The following is an 18,390-nucleotide window of genomic DNA, read 5'->3' as shown; positions in this document are numbered from 1 at the left end:
CTGGCAGAGCCTCAAGGCGTGCTTCACGAGCTGGCTTACCCAGTACAGCGTGACACCCGCCCAGCTCGCACTGGCGTGGCTGTTGCACCGGTCCCCGATGATGTTGCCGATCCCCGGAACCAGTTGCAGCGCACGTCTCAACGAGAACCTGGCGGCCCATCAGATCAACCTCACCCGCGAAGCTATGGCCGCTATCGAACTAGCGGCCACCAAGACCGTGCAGCCAGAAGTCGCGAAGGGGCGATGATGAACCTCCGGCCCTCTTCTGACCATCAACGCGGCTTGTTCGTTAGTGTCGACGGACCAGGCGGCGCGGGCAAGACCACGATCGTTCGGCATCTGGCTCAGCTGCTGCTTGCCGAGGGCTACCAGGTTCACGTGACTGCCGAGCCGTCGAGTGGATCTATCGGGAAGCTGGCGTCCGAGTTGACGCCGACCGTCACCGGTCACGCGCTCGCCTGCTTGTACGCGGCCGACCGCTACCACCACGTTGAAACGGAGATCAGGCCGCTCCTGAAGACAGGCCACCTCGTCATCTCGGACCGCTATGTGGCCTCCGGTTTGGTCGTCCAGCGCTTCGACGGTGTTGACCCCGTGTTCTTGTGGCAGCTCAACGAGGAAGCCGAACGGCCGGACCTCGCCGTAATCCTCGAAGCCGACCCGGAAGTGATCGCTGAGCGGCTGGAGGCACGCGGGCCGCACAACCGCTTCCAGCACACACCCGGCAGCAGCCACACCGAAGCCGTCTTCTACCGGCAGGCAACAGAAACGTTGGAAGAAGCTGGCTTCGCCGTGGTCACCGTGGACTGTTCCAGTCGTCCACCTGAGCAGTCCGCGGCGATCATCGCTGGAGAGCTGATGGCGTTGCTCACCCCCAGCGAACCGGTGAGCTGATGAACCAGCCGATCAACAACGAGAATGCCCTTCGTCGCTACCCGGAGCTTCAGCAGCTCGTCACCGTTCGCGAAGCCGGATGGGTCTTCCGCCCGATCCAGGACGACGGCGGTGAGCTGCAAGGCATAGCCGGAAGCTTCAGTCGCGACCAGTACACCGACGCCATCTTCATCTTCGACCGCACCAACGTCAGCGCGGTGCGCGTCCTCGATGACACCTACGGCGACGGGTGCGTCTGGTCGAAGGAAGGTTCCGACCTTCAGGAGGTTGTGTACGAGCTGCTTGGGCTGCCCGAGCCAGGTGAGCCGGGAGCGCCATACCTCGTCAAGCGTTCAAGTCTGCTGTGGACGCCGTGATGACCGCCATCGTTCAGACCAGCGGCGAGCTGCCCATTGAAGCCGAGGTCCCCAGGATGCGTGAACGGCCTCGGTTCTCGGCCGCGCTCGACTTGGTAGCGCTTCCTACGGCCGTCACGGTAGCTCGCATGTTCGTCTCGGATGCATTGCGTCGTTGGGGTGCGATGTTCATCGAGCCAGACATGGAAGAGGTGGCCGCCGAGCTGGTCGCTCTCTCCGTGGCCGCCACCGGGCCAGCCGAAGGAGCGAGCTGGACGGACATCATCGAACTCAACCCGATCACCCTGCGCCTGCTCGGCTACCAGCGACACATCGTCTCAAGGCCAAGCTCGCGGTGATCGAACGTGAGCGTGCAGAGATACAGAGCCAACTGGCCGATACGACCAGCAAGCTCGACACCGGCCGCCAGTTCTTCATGGCTGCGCTCGATCTCCTCGCCGACCCACAAGGCTTCTACCAGCGCGGCGGCAGCACCGTGAAGCGGGCGATCACGAAGGTCATCTTCAGCAAGCTTCATGTCGATGCTGAGGTCATCCAGGGGCACGACCTCACGGACGGCATCGCCGGACTGGTGGAGGCATGCACCCGATCGGGTGAACAGCGCGCGAGTGATGGAGATAACAAAACCGCCTCCACCCTCGATGAGGATGGAGGCGGTTTTGATCTTGCTACCGACGCGGACCTACTCTCCGTGGTCCTTTCGGACCACGGTTCAAGTAAGACCACGCTGGTGGAGGTGCCGGGAATTGAACCCGGGTCCTCTGGCGTATCGACAGGACTTCTCCGTGCGCAGTCCGCTTCGTCTCTACTCGGCCCCTTCAATCACGCGAACAAGCTGAAGTGACGGGCCCAGCCACTGTTTGCTTCACGGCAGGTCCCCGTGGCCGGGACTGCCGCTCAGCCTCCTAGCTGATGCCGGTACCCGGGTCGGAGGCACACCCGGGCCGACAGAGACGCACTCGCTCAGGCGGCGAGGGCGTACTCGCGCTGATTGGAATCGGCGCTTATTCGATTGCGATGACGCTTACGGTGGTCTCTCGCCTGCACCGGCACGCTTCTCCTGGCTCAACGTCCAAAGTCGAAACCGTTCACCCCCTTGGTGGGACACAACCCGTACAGCATAACGCGTGGCGCCAGTCCATTAGTCCAGGGCGGCGGTAGGGCCAGCCCTACCGGCGGGATGCCCGCGCGCACCATGTCGGCCGGCGGTCCGGCGAACGATGCTTGGGGGCATCGTGGGACTGAAGGGAGCCAGGTCATGGCTAGCGAGAGGCGGGATCCGCCGTTCGGCGGTTCGGTGGTTTTCCTGCTGATGAACCTGCCGTTGGGGGTGGCGGCGTTCACGGTCTTGACGTCGTTGACGGCGGCCGGGCTGGGGACGGTCGTGGTGTGGGTGGGGGTGCCGCTGCTGGCGTTGCTGGTGCTGGGGGTGCGGGGCGCGGCGCGGATGGAGCGGGCGCGGGTCTACGCGTTGCTGGACCGGCACGTCGATCTGCCGTACCTGCCGTTGCCGGCGGGGAAGCAGAGCCTGCGCTGGAAGGCGCGGCTGAAGGATCTGTCGACGTGGCGGGACCTGCTGTACTTCTTCGTGTTGTTCCCACTCGGGCTGATCGAGTTCACGCTGGTGACGGCGTTCTGGTCGACGAGCCTGGCGCTGGCGGGGCTGCCGGTCTACTTCCGGTGGCTGCCGGGTGGCGCGTACTACTTCCCGTCGGACGACCTGCGGTGGCTGACCGTGGACTCGACGGTGGAGGCGCTACCGTGGGCGGCGCTGGGGGTGCTGTTCATCGCGTTGTCCGTGGCGCTGACGAAGGCGCTGGCGGGGACGCACGCCCGGCTCGCGAACGCGCTGCTCGGCCCGACCGTGGCCCAGCGCCGTCGGATGGAGCGCTGGTGGGAAGAAGCCGAAGAGAAGCACCTGGTGGCGGGATGACGCCGGAGCAACGCCAGCTCGAGCACCCGCGGCCGCACCCGGCTCGCACGATCGGGTACATGCTCCTGAGCTTCGTCTTCCGGCTCCTGCAGTTCGTGCTGATCGTCACGGGGATCTCGGTGGGGGTCGGCACGGCGGTGGTGTGGGTCGGGTTCCCGATCCTGCTGGCGACGACGAGCTTCATCCGCTGGTCGGCGGATCGGGAGCGCGGCTGGGCCGGGCGGATGCTGCGGGTGCCGTTGCCGCCGGTGGAGCGGCGGGCCTACGACGGCGAGCCGGTGCTGCGGCGGTGGCTGATCCGGCTGAGCGACCCGACGACGTGGCGGGACCTGGCGTACCTGATGGCGGCGTTCCCGCTGGCGTGCGTGGAGTTCGCGATCGCGATCGCGTCGATCGTGCTGCTGCCGATGGCGATCTGGGTGACGCCGTGGCTGGGCTGGCTGCACGGGGAGCTGGCGATCGCGTTGCTGGGCCCGAACCGCACGAAGCGGCTGGAGCAGAAGGCCGAGCGGCTGCAGGCGTCGCGGGCCCGGGGGGTCGACGCCGCCGAGGCGGAACGCCGGCGCATCGAGCGTGACCTGCACGACGGCGCGCAGCAGCGGCTGGTGGCCGTCGCGATGAGCCTGGGCCGCGCGAAGTCGAAGTTCGACCACGATCCCGAGGGCGTGCGGGAGCTGATCGACGAGGCGCACGCGGACGCGAAGCTCGCGGTGTCGGAGCTGCGGGACCTGGCCCGCGGGATCTACCCGGCGGTGCTGGGCGACCGCGGCCTGGACGCGGCGCTGTCGGCGCAGGCGGCGAAGTCGCCGATCCCGGTGGACGTCACGGTGAACGTGGAGCCGCGGCCGCCGGCGGCGGTGGAGACGACGGCGTACTTCATCGTCGGCGAGACGCTGACGAACATCGCGAAGCACTCCGGCGCGAAGGAGGCCGAGGTGAAGGTGTGGCGCGACGACGCGCACGTCGTCGTCGAGATCACCGACAACGGCCACGGCGGCGCCGAGATGCGGCCCGGCGGCGGGCTGGCCGGTCTGGCCGACCGCGCCGCGACGATCGACGGCGTGATCACCGTCGTCAGCCCGGTCGGCGGACCGACCGTGATCCGGGCTGACCTCCCCTGTGAATGGTGAATAGGCTGGGCCCCGATCATCGGAGAACCTGGGGGCCGGATGCGGGTAGTGATCGCCGAGGACGCCGTGCTGCTGCGGGCCGGGGTCACCCGCCTGCTCGCCGACGAGGGCATCGAAACGGTGGCGGCCGTCGACAACGGCGACGAGCTGCTGGGCGCGGTCCTGGAACACCGTCCTGACCTGGCGATAGTCGACGTCCGGATGCCCCCGACGTTCACCGACGAAGGCCTGCGCGCCGCCCTCGCGGCCCGCAAGGAGGTGCCGGGCCTCCCGGTACTGGTGCTCTCGCAGTACGTCGAGGAGTCGTACGCGGTCGAGCTGCTCTCGGGTGGCGCCGGCGGCGTCGGCTACCTGCTGAAGGAGCGCGTGGCGGACGTCGCGGACTTCCTGGACGCGGTCCGCCGGGTGGCGAACGGCGGCACGGCGATCGACCCGGACGTCATCGCCCAGCTGATGGCCCGCGGCCGCCGCAACCCGCTGGACGCCCTGACCGCACGCGAGTCCGAGGTGCTCGGCCTGATGGCCCAGGGCCTGTCGAACACGGCGATCGCGAACTCGCTCGTGGTGTCGCACGGCGCGGTGGAGAAGCACATCGGCAACATCTTCTCGAAACTCGGCTTGGAGGCGAGCGCGGAGGAGCACCGTCGCGTTCGTGCTGTCCTCACCTATCTCGGCCGTTGAGTGGACGTTCAGTGACCAAAAGTCCCGTAAGGTGGACGCTGGGTCACCCGTTCTGACGGCGGCGTCCTCGAGTCCCCTCACCTACCATGAGCGGACCCGCCGACGAGAGGAGTGCGCGGATGTCCGACGAAACCCGCTGCGTCCGCTTCTTCGGCGGTCCGCTCGACGGCCGGGTCCAGGAGCTCGGGGAAACCGAGCCCGTGCCCGGCGCCGTCATCAAGCACATCCACCTCCACGACGGCCCGAAGATCGAGACGCGCTACGAGCTCGGCCTCACCGAGGACGGCTGGGAGTACCGGGTCGCCGCGTCGTCGCGCAGTGAGGCCGAACCCGACGGCATCCGGGAGTCCTGAGCCGTCCGGCGGTAGGGACAACCCCCGCTCCGGCTGGGGGTGAACAGGACCCCGAAGAGGGCGGTCAGCACCGCTGTTCCAGCAGGTCGAAGCGGCCAAGCTCTACTGCATGCAGACAAGCCAGGGGGTCGCACGAGGCGGCCGGGACAGGTTTCTCGACGTCGTCCGGGCGGGGGCCATCCTCGCCGTCATCGCCCAGCACTGGGTCATGCCGGTGCTCTCCTACTCCGGCGGGCAGCTCGCCACCGGAAACGCGCTGGCGACGCCGGGCTGGTGGGCAATTACTTGGTTTTCGCAGGTGATGCCGCTGGTCTTCTTCGCCGGGGGCGCCGCCAACCTCATCTCGCTGCGCCGCGCGGATTCCCCGCGCCAGTGGCTCGCCGCGCGGATCCGGCGCCTGATGGTGCCGGTGCTGCCGCTGCTGGCCGTCTGGCTGGTCGTGCCGGACTTCCTGCGCGGCCTGGGCATCCCGCCGCAACCGTTGCAGGTCGCCAGCGCGATCGCCGCGCAGCTGCTGTGGTTCCTCGCGGTGTACGTCCTGGTCGTGCTGCTCACGCCGGTGATGGTCGCCGCGCACCGCCGCTGGGGCCTCAAGGTGCCGCTGGTGATGGCGGTGGCGGGCGTGCTCGTCGACGTCGCGCGCTTCAACGACCTCGGCTACCTCGGTTACGCCAACGCGATCTTCGTCTGGGTCGCGGTGCACCAGCTCGGCTTCCACTACGTCGAAGGCCGGCTCGGTTCGCTGACCCGCCGCGGCGCGCTGACGCTGTCCGCGGCCGGCTTCGGCGTCACCGCGCTGATGGTCGCGTTCGGCCCGTACCCGGCCAGCATGATCGGCATGCCGGGTGCGCCGGTGTCGAACATGAGCCCGCCGACCGTGCTGCTCGCGTTCCTCGCCGTCGGCCAGATCGGCCTGTTGCTCGCCTTCCGCCCGCAGCTCAACGCGCTCGCCGAGCGACCGGGCGTCGGCTCCGCGCTCAGCTGGCTCGGCGCGCGGTTCATGACCGTCTACCTGTGGCACATGCCGGCGCTGATCGTGGTGGCGGGCGTGACGGTGTACGGCCTCGGTTACGAGACTCCCGCGCCGGGCACGGTGCTCTGGCTGGTCATGGCGCCCGCGTGGTTCGCGGTGTGCGGCCTGGTGCTGCTGGGCCTGCTGCGGCTGTTCGCCCACTTCGAGACCCAGCGCGACACGGTCGCGGTGACGGCGAAGCTGCCGCAGCTGATCGTGGCCGGGCTGATGGTGTCGGGTGGCCTGCTAGGCCTCGCCGCCCACGGTTTCGCACCGCTGTCGGACGGCATCGTGCACGGCCCGGTGCCGTGGGTGCTGCTCGCGACGGCCGGCTTTCTCTTGGCGGGCAAGCACATCCCGGCGACGGAACTGGGCACCCGCCTGCTGGGCCGCGCGGTGGCCGTCAGCGAACAGGCGACCATCAGGCGCTGAGGCCAAAGCCGTGAAGGCCTCCTTACCGGCTCTTATGGCCGGGAAGGAGGCCTTCACGGCTTTCAGGCGTTGAGCAGGCGCAGCGGGGTGTCGTGGAGGACGGCCCGCAGGAACGGCTCCCCCAGGCGATCGTCGGCCGCCCAGCCGGCGATCGCCTGCAGCTGTGTCGCGTAGGAGTACGGGATGTTCGGGAAGTCGGTACCCAGCACCACGCGGTCGGCGACGTCCGCCAGCCGCGACGTCCAGTCCGCCGGCAGCGGCGACATCGCCTGGGCGAACGGCACGCCGACCATCGTGGTGTCGAGGTGCACCCGCGGGTACTTGGCGAGCAGCTCGAACGCGGCGCCGAACTCCGGCATCGCCGCGTGCGCGAGCACCGCCGTCAGCCGCGGGTGCCGCGCCAGCACCTCTTCGAAGACCTGCAACCCGGTGAAGTCGCCCCGCAACGGACCGTGTCCACAGTGGACGACCACCGGCACGCCCGCGTCGGCCAGCGCGCCCCACACCGGCGTCAGGTGCTCGTCACGCGGGTCGTACGCGCCGACCTGGACGTGCGCCTTGAACACCTGCGCACCCGCCCGCAGCGCACCGTCCACAGCGGACCCCGCGCCCGGCTCCGGGTAGAACGTGCCGGTCGGTACCGCGTCCGGGACGCGCGACGCGAACTCGAGCGCCCACTCCGTCAGCCACTGCGCCATCCCCGGCTTGTGCGGGTAGACCAGCGGCGCGAACCGCTGGACCCCCAGCGTCTTCAGGGTGGCGATCCGGTCCTGCTCGTCGGTGCGGTAGTGCACCGGCCACTCGGTGCCGTAGTGCGTCGTGGCCCGGTCGAAGTACGCCCAGACCTTGTCCATCACCGGTTTCGGCAGGAAGTGGACGTGCAGGTCGACCAGGCCCGGCAGGCCGAGCGACGCCGTCCAGCGCGCGACGTCGGCGTCGTCGGCGGGCCCGGCCGTCACTCCGTGAACCGGCCCTTCAGCGCGCGGCCCATGGCCTTGCTGATGTCCCGCTCCGCGTCGCGCTTGGCGAGTGTTTGCCGCTTGTCGTAGGCCTTCTTGCCCTTCGCGAGGGCGATCTCGACCTTGACCTTGCCATCCTTGAAGTACATCGACAGCGGCACCAGCGAGAGCCCGCTCTCCTTGGTCTTGCCGATGAGCTTCTCGATCTCGCGGCGGTGCAGCAGCAGCTTCCGGGTGCGTCGCGGCGTGTGGTTGGTCCACGTGCCCTGCGTGTACTCCGGGATGTGCACGTTGCGCAGCCAGACCTCGCCGTCGTCGACGGTCGCGAACGCGTCGGCCAGCGACGCCTTGCCCTCGCGCAGGCTCTTGACCTCGGTGCCGACGAGCACGAGACCGCACTCGTAGGTGTCGAGGATGGAGTAATCGTGCCGAGCCTTGCGGTTCGACACGATCACCTTCTGGCCAAGTTCCTTGGGCATACGACCACTCTACGTGATGACCTGGGCAACAAGCAGCTGCCTTTTCGGACGGACGCGCTAGTGCCGGACGTACAGGCGCAGCGTCACGTAACCGGTGAGGGCGGAGATCAGCACGGACACCCCGAGCAGGATCGGCGCGACCGGGAACAGCAGTTCCAGCATGGTGATCTTCGGGAACACGTCGCCGGTGAACACCGAGTCCAGGAAGCCGGCCTTGGTGATGATCAGCATGATGATCCCGAGGATCGCGCCGACCGCGCCGGCGACCACCGCCTCCAGGAGGAACGGCAGCTGCGTGTACCACCGCGTCGCGCCGACGAGCCGCATGATGCCGACCTCCGTGCGCCGCGTGAACGCGGACACCTGGATCGTGTTGGCGATCAGCAGCAGGGCGGCGATGGCCATGATGAGCGCCGCGCCGAAGGCCATGTTCCGGACACCGTTGAAGGCGTTGAACACGCGGTCGAGGAACTTCTTCTGGTCGTCGACCTTCCGCACGCCCGGCTTGGTGCTGTAGGCCTGCACGATCGACTCGCTGCGGTCCGGGTCCTTCAGCTTCACGTGCAGTGACGCGGGCAGCGACTCGGGGCCGGTGAGGGCGACCAGCTCGGGCTGGCTCTCGAAGATCTTCTTGAACCGGTCGAAGGCCTGGTCGCGGTTCTCGAACACGACCGACTCGACGCCGTCGTTGCCCTGCAGGTCCGAGCGCAGCGACTCGCACAGCGACTGGGTGCAGTTCTTGTCGTTCGCGCTGATGTCGTCGGTGAGGTAGACCGAAACCTCGACGTCGGCGAGGAAGTTGGACTTCATCTTGTCGATCGTCCGCACGGCCAGCAGGCCGCCGCCGAGCATGGCGAGCGACACGGCCGTGGTCAGCATCATCGCGATGGTCATCGTGATGTTCCGGCGCAGGCCGGTGATTACCTCACTGAAGACGAAACTGGCGCGCATGTCGGGTGCAGGTCCTTGGGGTCGGGGGCGTGCGGGGGTGGGCGGTCAGCGGCCGATGCCGTAGACGCCGCGGGCGTCGTCGCGGACCACCCGGCCGAGCTGCAGCTCGACGACGCGGCGCCGCATGGAGTCGACGATGCCGTGGTCGTGGGTCGCCATCAGGACGGTCGTGCCGGTGCGGTTGATCCGCTCCAGCAGCAGCATGATGTCCTGACTGGTGTCGGGGTCCAGGTTCCCGGTCGGCTCGTCGGCGAGCAGCACCAGCGGCCGGTTCACGAACGCGCGAGCGATCGCCACGCGCTGTTGCTCACCACCGGAAAGCTCGTTGGGCAGCCGGTCCGCCTTGCCGTCGAGGCCGACGAGCTCCAGCACCTCGGGGACGACCTTCTTGATGGTCGGGCCGGGCTTGCCGATGACCTCGAGGGCGAACGCGACGTTCTCGGCGACGGTCTTGTTGGCCAGCAGGCGGAAGTCCTGGAACACGCAGCCGATGGTCTGCCGCAGGCGGGGAACCCGGCGGCGGGCCAGCTTGGCGACGTCGAAGTTGGACACCACCACGCGACCCTTGCTCGGCGTCTCTTCGCGCAGCAGCAACCGGAGGAAGGTCGACTTCCCCGATCCCGAGGGACCGATCAGGAAGACGAACTCACCCTTTTCGATGTCGACGGACACCCGCTCGAGCGCGGGCCGCGTCGAGGTCTTGTAGACCTTGGAAACCTCTTCGAGCCGGATCACGATTCGGCATACTACCCACCGGTCTCGTGAAGCCCCGGTTGCCCGGGCCACCCGGGTGGAGCAAGGGGCGTTTGCGCACTGTGCGTAGTGGGGTCGTACCCCACGCCCCACGCCGGGGGCTCCGCCACCCGGACCCCCGGAAAGCCCCTGTGAGCGGTCACGCGAACACCCCTTGCACCGTTAAACGGCCGCGGACTGCTTCCGCCAGCGGATGCCGGCGTCGAGGAAACCGTCGATCTCGCCGTCGAGCACCGCGGACGGGTTGCCGACCTCGAACTCGGTCCGCAGGTCCTTGACCATCTGGTACGGGTGCAGCACGTAGGAGCGCATCTGGTTGCCCCAGCTGGAGCCGCCGTCCTTGAGCGCGTCCATCTCGGCGCGCTCTTCTTCCTTCTTGCGCAGCATCAGCCGGGCCTGGAGGACCTTGAGCGCGGCGGCCTTGTTCTGCAGCTGCGACTTCTCGTTCTGGCAGGAGACGACGATGCCGGTCGGCAGGTGCGTGATGCGCACCGCGGAGTCGGTCGTGTTGACGCTCTGGCCGCCGGGGCCGGACGAGCGGTAGACGTCGACGCGGATGTCCTTCTCCGCGATGTCGACGTGGTCGACCTCTTCGACCTCGGGCAGCACCTCGACGTGCGCGAACGACGTCTGGCGGCGGCCCTGGTTGTCGAACGGCGAGATCCGGACGAGCCGGTGGGTGCCCTGCTCGACCGAGAGGGTGCCGTAGACGTAGGGGGCGGTCACGGTGAACGTCGCCGACTTGATGCCCGCCTCTTCGGCGTAGGAGATGTCGTAGACGTTGGTCGGGTAGCCGTGGCGCTCGGCCCAGCGCATGTACATCCGGAGCAGCATCTCGGCGAAGTCCGCGGCGTCGACGCCGCCGGCCTCGGACCGGATGGTGACGACGGCGTTGCGGTCGTCGTACTCGCCGGAGAGCAGGGTGCGGACCTCGAGGCCGTCGATGGCCTTGCCCAGCTCGGTCAGCTCGCCCTCGGCCTCGCCCATGCTGCCGGCGTCGCCCTCGTCGCCGGCGAGCTCGTACAGCACGCCCAGGTCGTCGAGCCGCTGGCGCAGGTCGTTGACCCGCCGCAGCTCGCTCTGCCGGTGGGAGAGCTGGCTGGTCACCTTCTGCGCCGCTTCGGGGTCGTCCCAGAGGTTGGGGCTCGAAGCCTGCTGCTCCAGGTCGGCCACCTGCGCGCGCAACGCGTCGAGGTCCATCACCGACTCGATCTGCGTCAGCTTGCCGGTCAGGTCCTTCAATGCCGCGTCGAACTCATCACTCACGTTTGTCGAGGTTACGGCAAAACCCACGACCGGTCGCGAGCACCGGTCGTGGGCGGGGTCGACCTCAGGCCGACGGGATGGCGTCGAGCAGCTTCAGGGCGGCCTTGGCCTGAGCCTGAGCGAACTCGGCGACGGCCTTTTCGTAGGGCCCTTCGGCCGACTTCGTGGCCGTCTTCGCGTCGTCGAGCTGCTGGCCGTAGCTGGTGCGCGCCGACTCGAGCAGCGACCCGCGCTGCTTGGCCGTCAGCGAACCGGCGTGCACGAGCCGCAGGATCAGCGGGCTGCGCAGGTGGTCGGGACCGGCCTCGGACGTCAGCCAGGTCTTGAAGGCCTTCTTGCCGGCGGCGGTGATCAGGTACTGCTGACTGGAGCGCGGGCCCTGCTTGCCGAGCCGGACGAGACCTTCCTTGGACAGCGCCGGGAGCTCCCGGTACACCTGGCTGCGGGTGACGCTGAAGAAGGCACCGAAGCGCTCACCGGCGCCCGCGACGAGCTGCCCGCCGGTGGCGGGACCGTCGTGGAGCAGACCGAGCAGGGCGGCGGCTGTTGCATTCAATTCGGACACGTCCTCTACATTCCCACTTATCGTCGCCTGTGTCCACAGTGGTCAGCGGATCTGTCCATTGTGGCTAGTGAGATCCCCTCGTTCGGCCCAATCCGCTCTGGTCCACAGTGGACCCCGGACACGCAGCGCAACCACGGTGACCACGCATTGGTCCGACCAGCCGCATCCGGACGGTGGTGACAACCACCAGGCAGGTGAGTTCGCCGGGCGGCCGTCCCCGCTTGGCCCACAGTGGACACGCACCGCAACCATCGGGCACGAGAGCCCGGCTGACGGAATCCGTAGCGATTCGACAGTTTCACGGAAAAGTCGGCGGCGAAAGTCGTACGAACATGACAAAAAGAGGCGCGTTCCCGGTTTCCCGAGAACGCGCCTCCTGGTGGTAGCGGGGACAGGATTTGAACCTGCGACCTCTGGGTTATGAGCCCAGCGAGCTACCGAGCTGCTCCACCCCGCGCCGTTGTGGTACTTGAGAAAGATTACACGGCGCGTTCGAGGCGTTTACAGGGGGGTCCTAAAACTCGCTGACCAGGCGTTATGCCAGCCCGAGCCAGCCGCAGGCGCCGCCGAGGACGATCTCCAGGCCGTCCTCGAACCGCGCGTCGACGTCGGTGAGCACCGAGCCGCCGGGCGCGCCCCGGTAGCGCTCGTCCAGCTGCCCCGGCATCGGGTAGACGGCCTGCTCTTCGATGGTGAACCCGACGACGAAGCTGTAGACGGTGAAGAGCACCTGGTCCGCCCGCCGCGCGTCCAGCCCGGCGTCGATGCTCCGGCGGAACGCGTGCTCGCCGACCAGGCTCAGGTCGCCGAGGTAGGTCCCGGCGAAGACCTTCCCGCCGTCGCGGTAGGCCAGCATCATCCGGCGCGCCGCCCGGGCCCGGTAGGCGACGGTCTCCCACTCCCCCAGCGGCTCCGGCGGCTCCCGGTCGGCGTCGGCGTACATCTGCGTCGCCATCTCGTCGAGCAGCTCCTGCTTGTTCTTCAGGTGCCAGTAGAGCGCCGGCGCCTTGACGCCGAGCTCGGTGGCGATGAGCCGCAGCGTGAGGCCGTTCAGGCCGACCTCGTTGAGCAGCCTGAGCCCGGCACGGGCGATATCCCGCCTGGTCAGGGCCATGTCCACGATCTCCTCAGTGTCCGAACTTGACAGCTTAACGATGTTAAGGGCATCCTCGGGGCACGTCAATTTAACGTTGTTAAGGGGATCTCATGGACGAGCTGACGACAGCGGTGGTCGTCGCCGGGGCGGGACCGACCGGGCTGATGCTGGCGAACGAGCTGGCACTGGCCGGAGTGGACGTCGTGGTGCTGGAGCGCCTGGCGGAGCGGACAGGGTTGTCGAAGGCCCTGAACCTCCAGCCGCGCACCGCGGAGGTGCTGGACCTGCGCGGCCTGCTGGGCCGGGCGGAGCGGCGGTCGTTCGCGACGGTGGGCGAAGGCCACTTCGCGATGATCCCGGTGAGCTACGCCGGCTGGGACACGCGCCACCCGTACCAGCTGGGCATCCCCCAGGCCCAAGTGGAAGCCGCCCTGGAGGAGCGCTTGGCGGAGCAGGGCGTGAAGGTCCTCAGAGGCCAGGAGCTGAAGGAGTTCACCCAGGACGAAGAGGCCGTCACGGTCACCACCACGACGACCCGGATCCGGGCGTCCTACCTGGTGGGCTGCGACGGCGGCCGAAGCGCGGTCCGCAAAGCGCTGAACCTCCCGTTCGAAGGGATCGACGGCCGCGGCCACGGCGTGGTGGCGGACGTCCGGTTCGCGGCCACCCCGGCAGGAGCCCAGAGCGAGTGGCGTTCGATGCGCAACATCGTCACCACGGACGGCATCGGCAAGTACACGGGCCTGATCCCGCTGTCGGAACCGAACCTGTACCGCCTGGCCTACGGAGACCGCCTGAACCGCCCGGCGAACCTCCGAGCGGAGGTGACGGACGAAGAGGTCCGCGACGTGATCACCAAGACGTACGGCGCGGAGACGAAGGTCGAAGAGATCCGCTGGGCATCCCGCTTCGGAGACGACTCGAGACTGGCCGCAAAGTACCGGGTAGGCCGTGCACTCCTGGCAGGCGACGCAGCCCACACACACTTCCCAGCCGGAGGCCAGGGCCTCAACCTAGGCGTCCAAGACGCCATGAACCTGGGCTGGAAACTAGCAGCAACCCTGAAAGGCACCGGCCACAAAGACCTACTGGACACCTACGAACAAGAGCGCCGCCCAGTAGCAGAGGCGGTAGTACAAAACGTAGCGGCCCAGTCAGCCCTGATCCCCTCGACCCCAGAACTGTTGGCGCTACGAACAGTCTTCCGAGCAATGTCCGAACTCCCACAAGCCCAGCACTACTTGTCAGGCTTGGTATCAGGCCTGAGCATCACCTACAAGACGGACGAAAACGCCCACCCGGCAACAGGAACCCGCCTACCAGACTTCAAAACCAAGACGGGCAAAGCAAGCGACTGGTTCCACAAAGGAAAGTTCGTCCTACTGACAACAACCCCAACAGAAACCCCCCACCCAGAAATCAAGGTGGCCGCAGTGGACAAACTCCCCTGGCCAGACGTAACCAGGGCTCTGATCCGCCCAGACGGCTACGTAGCAAACACAACAGGAGAAACAGAAGCCTGGCTGAAGTAGGACCCGACCACCCGAAGGGGGGTCCAGGGGCGGCGAAGCCCCCCTGGCGGGGGTCTGGGGGTTCGACCCCCAGGGCAAAATGCGAAGGAGGCCCGGTCGACGTTCTCCGTCGACACAGGCCTCCTGCATCCGTAGCGGGGACAGGATTTGAACCTGCGACCTCTGGGTTATGAGCCCAGCGAGCTACCGAGCTGCTCCACCCCGCGTCGTGTTCCCTACTTTACGCCCTGGTTTCGAAGGGGCGCAAAGCAGGGTCACTTAGGACGTCGACCTCACCCGCCGGGCTGGCTGGTGGGTGTGGTGCTGGGTGTCCCGCTGGGTGTGGTGGCCGGTTGTGCCTTGGCCGACTGGTAGGCCTTCGCGGCCGCGTCGAGGGCGGCCAGTGCCGCGCCTTGGTCGGCGAAGTTGCCGGATTTCTGGGCGGCTTGGAGTTTGACGATGGCCGACTCGATGTCGGCGGCGGCCTTGTCGAGGGCCGCGTTGCCGCCGCCGGTGTTGGGCGGTGTGGTCGTCGGCGTGGTCGGCGTGGTCGTCGTCGGCTGGCCGGACTGGGGCGGTGTGGTGGTGGCCGCTCCGGTGCCGGCGCCGAAGACCTGGTCGAGGGCTTCCTGGAGGGTCGCGCCGTAACCGACCTTGGGACCGTAGGAGACGAGGACGCGGGCCAGCTGTGGATAGCTGTTCTGGTTGCGCTGCCGGATGTAGACGGGTTCGACGTAGAGGAACCCTTCGGCGACCGGGAGCGTGATCAGGTTGCCGTAGATCGGGATGACGTTGGGGTTGTTGAACAGGGTCCGGTCCTGCGCGACGCGTGGATCGCTCTGGAACCGGTTCTGGACCTGGACCGGACCGTCGACCTGGGTGGCGCCGGTGGCCGCGCTGGGTAGCTGGAGGACGCGGATCTTGCCGTAGTCGACCGGGTCGGAGGACACCGACATCCAGGACGCGAGGTACTGGCGTTGGAGGCCGGTGAGGGAGCTGGTCAGCTGGAAGGTCGGCTGGGTCTGGCCCGGGGTGTCCGCGAGGACGTAGTACCCGGGCTGGTTGGCGGCGCCGGCCGCGGCGGGGTTGGCGCCGCCTTCCGCGGTCGGGTCCTGCGGGACGCTCCAGAAGGCCTGCTGGGAGTAGAACTCCTGCGGGTTGCTCACGTGGTAGCGGGACAGGAGCTCGCGCTGGATCTTGAAGAGGTCTTCGGGGTAGCGGAAGTGGGCCCGCAGGTCCTCGGAGATCGCGGAGCTGGGCTTCACGAGTCCGGGGAAGACCTTCTCCCAGGCGTTGAGGACCGGTTCCTTGTCGTCGATCGAATACAGGTTCACGGTGCCGTTGAAGGCGTCGACCGTGGCCTTGACCGAGTTCCGGATGTAGTTGATGGAGCTGTTGCCCTGGCGGGCGACGCCGTTGAGGGAGTCGTTGGTGGCCGCGCCGAGCTGCGTCTGCTGCGAGTACGGGAAGTTGTTGATGGTGGTGTAGCCGTCGATGATCCACTGGATCTTGCCGTCGACGACCGCCGGGTACGGGTCGCCGTCGAGGGTCAGCCACGGCGCGACCTTGCTGACGCGGTCACGCGGGTCGCGGTTGTACATGATCTTCGAGTTGTCGCCGATGGCGTCGGAGAACAGGATGTTCCGTTCGCCGTACTCGGCGGCGAAGGCCAGGCGGTTGAACCAGTTGTCGATCGAGACGCCGCCGGTGCCCTTGTACGTGTAGCGGTCGGTGGCGGTGTCGTACTCGCCGGGCGCGTTGCCCGAGGTGCCGCCGACGATGGCGTAGTCGGAGTCCGCGGCGGACAGCTCGCCGTAGTAGATGCGGGGTTCCTTGACCTCGATGCCGGGGGCGCCCCCGTTGGCGCCGGCGCCGGTCGGGTTCTGGGTGTCGCTGGTGGTGGCGATCGGGTAGCCGCCGTCGGAGTTGGCGTCCTTGACCGCGCGGTCGATCGTGTTGGCCGGCGCGGCGACGAAGCCGTTGCCGTGGGTGTAGACGAGGTGCTTGTTGATCCAGCTGGTCTGGTTGCCGGTCAGGCCCTCGGTCTTGATCTCCTTGGCCGCCACGATGTAGTCCTGCGTGGTGCCGCCGACGGTGTAGCGGTCGATGTCGAGCTTGGCCGGGAAGCCGTAGAAGTTCTCGCGGCCGACGCGCTGGGTGAAGGTGTCGGAGAGGACGTTCGGGTCGAGCAGCCGGATGTTCGACATCGTCCCGGTGTCGGACTTGACCTCGCTCGCGGTCGCGTCGGACTTGCCCGAGTACTGCTGGTACTGGACGTCGGTCAGGCCGAACGCCTTGCGGGTGGCGTCCATGTTGCGCTGGATGGACGTCGCTTCCTTCTCGTTCGCGTTCGGCTTCACCGAGAACTGGTCGAGGATTGCCGGCCAGGCGACGCCGACCAGGATGCTCGACAGGATCAGCAGGACGAGGGCGATGGCCGGCAGCTGCAGGTTGCGCAGGAACGCGCCGGCGAAGAACGCGATCGCGCAGATCACCGAGATGCACAGCAGGATCAGCTTCGCGGGCAGGACCGCGTTCAGGTCGGTGTAGGTGGCGCCGATGAACAGCGGCGCGCCCCGGTCGGACAACAGCAGATTGTACCGGTCGACGAAGTACTCCGCGGCCTTCAGCAGCACGAAGAGGCCGACCGTGATGGCGAGCTGCGCACGGGTCGGGCCGGCGAGCTGGCCGCCCTTGCCGGCGAGGCGGATGCCACCGAAGACGTAGTGCGAGATCAGCGCGCCGAAGAAGGAGATAACGACGGTGATGAACAGCCAGCCGAGCAGCCAGTTGAAGAACGGCAGGTCGAAGGCGTAGAAGCCGATGTCGTTGCCGAACTCGGGGTCGGTCTGGCCGAACGAGGTGCCGTTGAGGAACAGCTGCACGACCTGCCAGTCGCTTTGGGCCGACAGCCCGGCGATGAGGCCGGTGAGCACCGGAATGCCGATGCCGAAGAGGCGGATCCGGGCGACGATCGCGGAGCGGTAGCGCGCCAGCGGGTCGTCGGCGCCGGAGATCGGCACGAACACCGGCCGGGTGCGGTAGGCGATCATCAGGCTGATCGCGAGGGCCCCGCCGACGAGCAACCCGACGGCGAAGAAGAGCACGACGCGAGTGACCACCTGGGTGGTGAACACCGACCGCGCGCCGACTTCGCCGAACCACAGCCAGTCGACGTACGTGTCCAGCAGGCGGGCCCCCAGCAGCAGCGCGAGCACGATCACCGCGGCGATGATGAGGAGGATCCGGCTGCGCCGGGACAGCTTCGGCAGGCTCACCGGGGGCCGAGTCGCCACGGCGCACGCTCCTGTCTTCGTGAATGCTTGTTACACGGAGACGCGTGCGCCTCCTGATGACCTAACTCTACGGATGCCGCAGGAAGTTCCCGGGACCCGCCCAAACCGGACTCGCGACCGCGTCGCGCGGGGGCGCCTGCCACCATGTGCGCATGAACGAACCGCACCCGGCCGTCCCCGGTGTCGCCGCACTCGCCCGTGAGATCGAGGAGTTCATGGCCGCGGCCGGCTGGGACCAGCCGCCCCAGCTGTTCGCGCTGGTGCCGACGGCGGCCCTGCTCGACGAGCAGCCGGAGCTGGCCGGGCAGCTGGACCGGGCCAACCCGCTGACGCCGGTGGCGCAGGAGGCCCTGCCCGAGGGCGACCTCGCCGAGGCGCTGGGCCGGATCGCCTGGCCCGATCTGGTCATCGGGTGCGCGCTGGCGCAGGAGATCATCGTGCTGCCGCCGGGCTCGGAGTCGGAGCTGCCCGACGTCGCCGAGGCGGACGCGGACAGCCTGCGCCGCGCCGCCGCCGACCACCCCCAGCGGACCGAAGCCCGGCTGGTGGCCGCGGTGCTGCGCGAGGGCGGGCGCTCGTGCGTCATGCGCCTGCGCGGGATCGGCACGGCCGAAGACGGCGACGAGTCCGTCGACGAGATCGTCGAAAGCCCGGACCTGGCCCCGAATCTGATCGAAGCGCTGAAGGCGACACTGATGCCCTGACGGCCGCTGGGTGCCCGGC

20 protein-coding genes, 2 tRNA genes and 1 other RNA gene are annotated in these 18,390 nt (G+C 68.1%); 11 read left to right on the top strand and 12 right to left on the bottom strand.

Annotated elements, in window-relative coordinates:
• Positions 1 to 49: 49 nt before the first annotated feature.
• The 4 genes from MUY22_RS49750 to MUY22_RS18770 are packed head-to-tail and all read left to right on the top strand — an operon-like array spanning position 50 to position 1,588.
• On the top strand, positions 50 to 247 hold the full coding sequence (locus MUY22_RS49750; protein ID WP_371827677.1) for an aldo/keto reductase: 198 nt from the start codon (positions 50 to 52) through the stop codon (positions 245 to 247).
• Positions 244 to 894: a dTMP kinase gene (gene tmk / locus MUY22_RS18780; protein ID WP_371827676.1), complete on the top strand. Its 651-nt coding sequence runs from the start codon at positions 244 to 246 to the stop codon at positions 892 to 894. The genes MUY22_RS49750 and tmk overlap by 4 nt, the downstream gene beginning before the upstream one ends.
• Positions 894 to 1,250, top strand: coding sequence for a hypothetical protein (locus tag MUY22_RS18775; RefSeq protein ID WP_247061293.1), 357 nt, complete (start codon positions 894 to 896; stop codon positions 1,248 to 1,250). The genes tmk and MUY22_RS18775 overlap by 1 nt, the downstream gene beginning before the upstream one ends.
• Entirely contained in the window at positions 1,250 to 1,588 is a 339-nt protein-coding gene (locus MUY22_RS18770; RefSeq protein ID WP_247061292.1) for a hypothetical protein, read from the top strand. Before MUY22_RS18775 ends, MUY22_RS18770 begins: the two co-directional genes overlap by 1 nt.
• Here the strand turns inward: MUY22_RS18770 and MUY22_RS18765 are convergent.
• The gene (locus MUY22_RS18765; RefSeq protein WP_247061291.1) at positions 1,549 to 1,794 is read right to left on the bottom strand and encodes a hypothetical protein; all 246 of its coding nucleotides are present in this window, start codon (positions 1,792 to 1,794) and stop codon (positions 1,549 to 1,551) included. The genes MUY22_RS18770 and MUY22_RS18765 overlap by 40 nt on opposite strands.
• Positions 1,795 to 1,978: 184 nt before the next feature.
• Positions 1,979 to 2,346, bottom strand: a transfer-messenger RNA (tmRNA) gene (gene ssrA, locus MUY22_RS18760).
• A 162-nt stretch (positions 2,347 to 2,508) separates the two neighbouring features.
• On the opposite strand from ssrA, the gene MUY22_RS18755 reads away from it, so the two are divergent.
• The 5 genes from MUY22_RS18755 (at position 2,509) to MUY22_RS18735 (ending at position 6,791) form a co-directional block, all read left to right on the top strand.
• On the top strand, positions 2,509 to 3,183 hold the full coding sequence (locus MUY22_RS18755; RefSeq protein ID WP_247061290.1) for a sensor domain-containing protein: 675 nt from the start codon (positions 2,509 to 2,511) through the stop codon (positions 3,181 to 3,183).
• Positions 3,180 to 4,313, top strand: coding sequence for a sensor histidine kinase (locus MUY22_RS18750; protein WP_247061289.1), 1,134 nt, complete (start codon positions 3,180 to 3,182; stop codon positions 4,311 to 4,313). Before MUY22_RS18755 ends, MUY22_RS18750 begins: the two co-directional genes overlap by 4 nt.
• A 39-nt stretch (positions 4,314 to 4,352) precedes the next feature.
• Positions 4,353 to 4,994, top strand: coding sequence for a response regulator transcription factor (locus MUY22_RS18745; protein WP_247061287.1), 642 nt, complete (start codon positions 4,353 to 4,355; stop codon positions 4,992 to 4,994).
• Between the two features lie 119 nt (positions 4,995 to 5,113).
• The gene (locus tag MUY22_RS18740; protein ID WP_247061285.1) at positions 5,114 to 5,347 is read left to right on the top strand and encodes a hypothetical protein; all 234 of its coding nucleotides are present in this window, start codon (positions 5,114 to 5,116) and stop codon (positions 5,345 to 5,347) included.
• 109 nt (positions 5,348 to 5,456) lie between these two features.
• A complete protein-coding gene (locus MUY22_RS18735) occupies positions 5,457 to 6,791 on the top strand; it encodes an acyltransferase (RefSeq protein WP_247061283.1) in 1,335 nt (444 codons plus the stop codon).
• A 62-nt stretch (positions 6,792 to 6,853) separates the two neighbouring features.
• Here MUY22_RS18735 and MUY22_RS18730 read toward each other — a convergent pair whose 3' ends face one another.
• The 8 genes from MUY22_RS18730 to MUY22_RS18695 all read right to left on the bottom strand — a co-directional run bounded on the left by MUY22_RS18730 (position 6,854) and on the right by MUY22_RS18695 (position 12,878).
• Positions 6,854 to 7,750, bottom strand: coding sequence for an amidohydrolase family protein (locus MUY22_RS18730; RefSeq protein ID WP_247061281.1), 897 nt, complete (start codon positions 7,748 to 7,750; stop codon positions 6,854 to 6,856).
• Positions 7,747 to 8,229 (bottom strand): SsrA-binding protein SmpB, encoded by a 483-nt coding sequence (gene smpB, locus MUY22_RS18725; protein ID WP_247061279.1) that lies wholly within the window; start codon positions 8,227 to 8,229, stop codon positions 7,747 to 7,749. Before smpB ends, MUY22_RS18730 begins: the two co-directional genes overlap by 4 nt.
• Before the next feature lie 57 nt (positions 8,230 to 8,286).
• Positions 8,287 to 9,180: a permease-like cell division protein FtsX gene (gene ftsX / locus MUY22_RS18720; RefSeq protein WP_247061277.1), complete on the bottom strand. Its 894-nt coding sequence runs from the start codon at positions 9,178 to 9,180 to the stop codon at positions 8,287 to 8,289.
• Positions 9,181 to 9,225: 45 nt separating this feature from the next.
• Positions 9,226 to 9,915, bottom strand: a complete 690-nt coding sequence (ftsE, locus tag MUY22_RS18715; protein WP_247061275.1) for a cell division ATP-binding protein FtsE — start codon at positions 9,913 to 9,915, stop codon at positions 9,226 to 9,228.
• A 180-nt stretch (positions 9,916 to 10,095) separates the two neighbouring features.
• Positions 10,096 to 11,199, bottom strand: coding sequence for a peptide chain release factor 2 (gene prfB / locus MUY22_RS18710; protein ID WP_247061274.1), 1,104 nt, complete (start codon positions 11,197 to 11,199; stop codon positions 10,096 to 10,098).
• Between the two features lie 64 nt (positions 11,200 to 11,263).
• On the bottom strand, positions 11,264 to 11,764 hold the full coding sequence (locus MUY22_RS18705; RefSeq protein WP_247061271.1) for a PadR family transcriptional regulator: 501 nt from the start codon (positions 11,762 to 11,764) through the stop codon (positions 11,264 to 11,266).
• Positions 11,765 to 12,144: 380 nt separating this feature from the next.
• A tRNA-Met gene (locus tag MUY22_RS18700) sits at positions 12,145 to 12,221 on the bottom strand.
• 78 nt (positions 12,222 to 12,299) lie between these two features.
• The gene (locus MUY22_RS18695) at positions 12,300 to 12,878 is read right to left on the bottom strand and encodes a TetR/AcrR family transcriptional regulator C-terminal domain-containing protein (protein ID WP_247061269.1); all 579 of its coding nucleotides are present in this window, start codon (positions 12,876 to 12,878) and stop codon (positions 12,300 to 12,302) included.
• Positions 12,879 to 12,970: 92 nt separating this feature from the next.
• Here MUY22_RS18695 and MUY22_RS18690 point away from each other — a divergent pair, with 92 nt between their 5' ends.
• A complete protein-coding gene (locus MUY22_RS18690) occupies positions 12,971 to 14,392 on the top strand; it encodes an FAD-dependent monooxygenase (RefSeq protein ID WP_247061267.1) in 1,422 nt (473 codons plus the stop codon).
• Positions 14,393 to 14,524: 132 nt separating this feature from the next.
• Here MUY22_RS18690 and MUY22_RS18685 read toward each other — a convergent pair.
• Both MUY22_RS18685 and MUY22_RS18680 read right to left on the bottom strand, forming a co-directional pair.
• Positions 14,525 to 14,598 (bottom strand) — tRNA-Met (locus MUY22_RS18685).
• 66 nt (positions 14,599 to 14,664) lie between these two features.
• Complete coding sequence (locus MUY22_RS18680; RefSeq protein ID WP_256475967.1) at positions 14,665 to 17,667, bottom strand: UPF0182 family protein; 3,003 nt, start codon at positions 17,665 to 17,667, stop codon at positions 14,665 to 14,667.
• 152 nt (positions 17,668 to 17,819) lie between these two features.
• On the opposite strand from MUY22_RS18680, the gene MUY22_RS18675 reads away from it, so the two are divergent.
• Positions 17,820 to 18,371 carry a PPA1309 family protein gene (locus MUY22_RS18675; RefSeq protein ID WP_247061266.1) on the top strand — a complete coding sequence of 184 codons (552 nt, stop codon included), beginning with the start codon at positions 17,820 to 17,822 and terminating at the stop codon, positions 18,369 to 18,371.
• Positions 18,372 to 18,390 lie beyond the last annotated feature (19 nt).

This window comes from Amycolatopsis sp. WQ 127309 (assembly GCF_023023025.1).
Classification (GTDB): domain Bacteria; phylum Actinomycetota; class Actinomycetes; order Mycobacteriales; family Pseudonocardiaceae; genus Amycolatopsis.
This window is presented reverse-complemented; position numbering and strand designations above follow the sequence as displayed.

Bases quoted from the DNA above. Each gene is read 5' to 3' on its own strand.
- tmk (WP_371827676.1), top strand. From the start codon at position 244: ATGATGAACCTCCGGCCCTCTTCTGACCATCAACGCGGCTTGTTCGTT.
- MUY22_RS18775 (WP_247061293.1), top strand. From the start codon at position 894: ATGAACCAGCCGATCAACAACGAGAATGCCCTTCGTCGCTACCCGGAG.
- MUY22_RS18770 (WP_247061292.1), top strand. From the start codon at position 1,250: ATGACCGCCATCGTTCAGACCAGCGGCGAGCTGCCCATTGAAGCCGAG.
- MUY22_RS18755 (WP_247061290.1), top strand. From the start codon at position 2,509: ATGGCTAGCGAGAGGCGGGATCCGCCGTTCGGCGGTTCGGTGGTTTTC.
- MUY22_RS18750 (WP_247061289.1), top strand. From the start codon at position 3,180: ATGACGCCGGAGCAACGCCAGCTCGAGCACCCGCGGCCGCACCCGGCT.
- MUY22_RS18745 (WP_247061287.1), top strand. From the start codon at position 4,353: ATGCGGGTAGTGATCGCCGAGGACGCCGTGCTGCTGCGGGCCGGGGTC.
- MUY22_RS18740 (WP_247061285.1), top strand. From the start codon at position 5,114: ATGTCCGACGAAACCCGCTGCGTCCGCTTCTTCGGCGGTCCGCTCGAC.
- MUY22_RS18735 (WP_247061283.1), top strand. From the start codon at position 5,457: ATGCAGACAAGCCAGGGGGTCGCACGAGGCGGCCGGGACAGGTTTCTC.
- smpB (WP_247061279.1), bottom strand. From the start codon at position 8,229: ATGCCCAAGGAACTTGGCCAGAAGGTGATCGTGTCGAACCGCAAGGCT.
- ftsX (WP_247061277.1), bottom strand. From the start codon at position 9,180: ATGCGCGCCAGTTTCGTCTTCAGTGAGGTAATCACCGGCCTGCGCCGG.
- MUY22_RS18695 (WP_247061269.1), bottom strand. From the start codon at position 12,878: ATGGCCCTGACCAGGCGGGATATCGCCCGTGCCGGGCTCAGGCTGCTC.
- MUY22_RS18690 (WP_247061267.1), top strand. From the start codon at position 12,971: ATGGACGAGCTGACGACAGCGGTGGTCGTCGCCGGGGCGGGACCGACC.
- MUY22_RS18675 (WP_247061266.1), top strand. From the start codon at position 17,820: ATGAACGAACCGCACCCGGCCGTCCCCGGTGTCGCCGCACTCGCCCGT.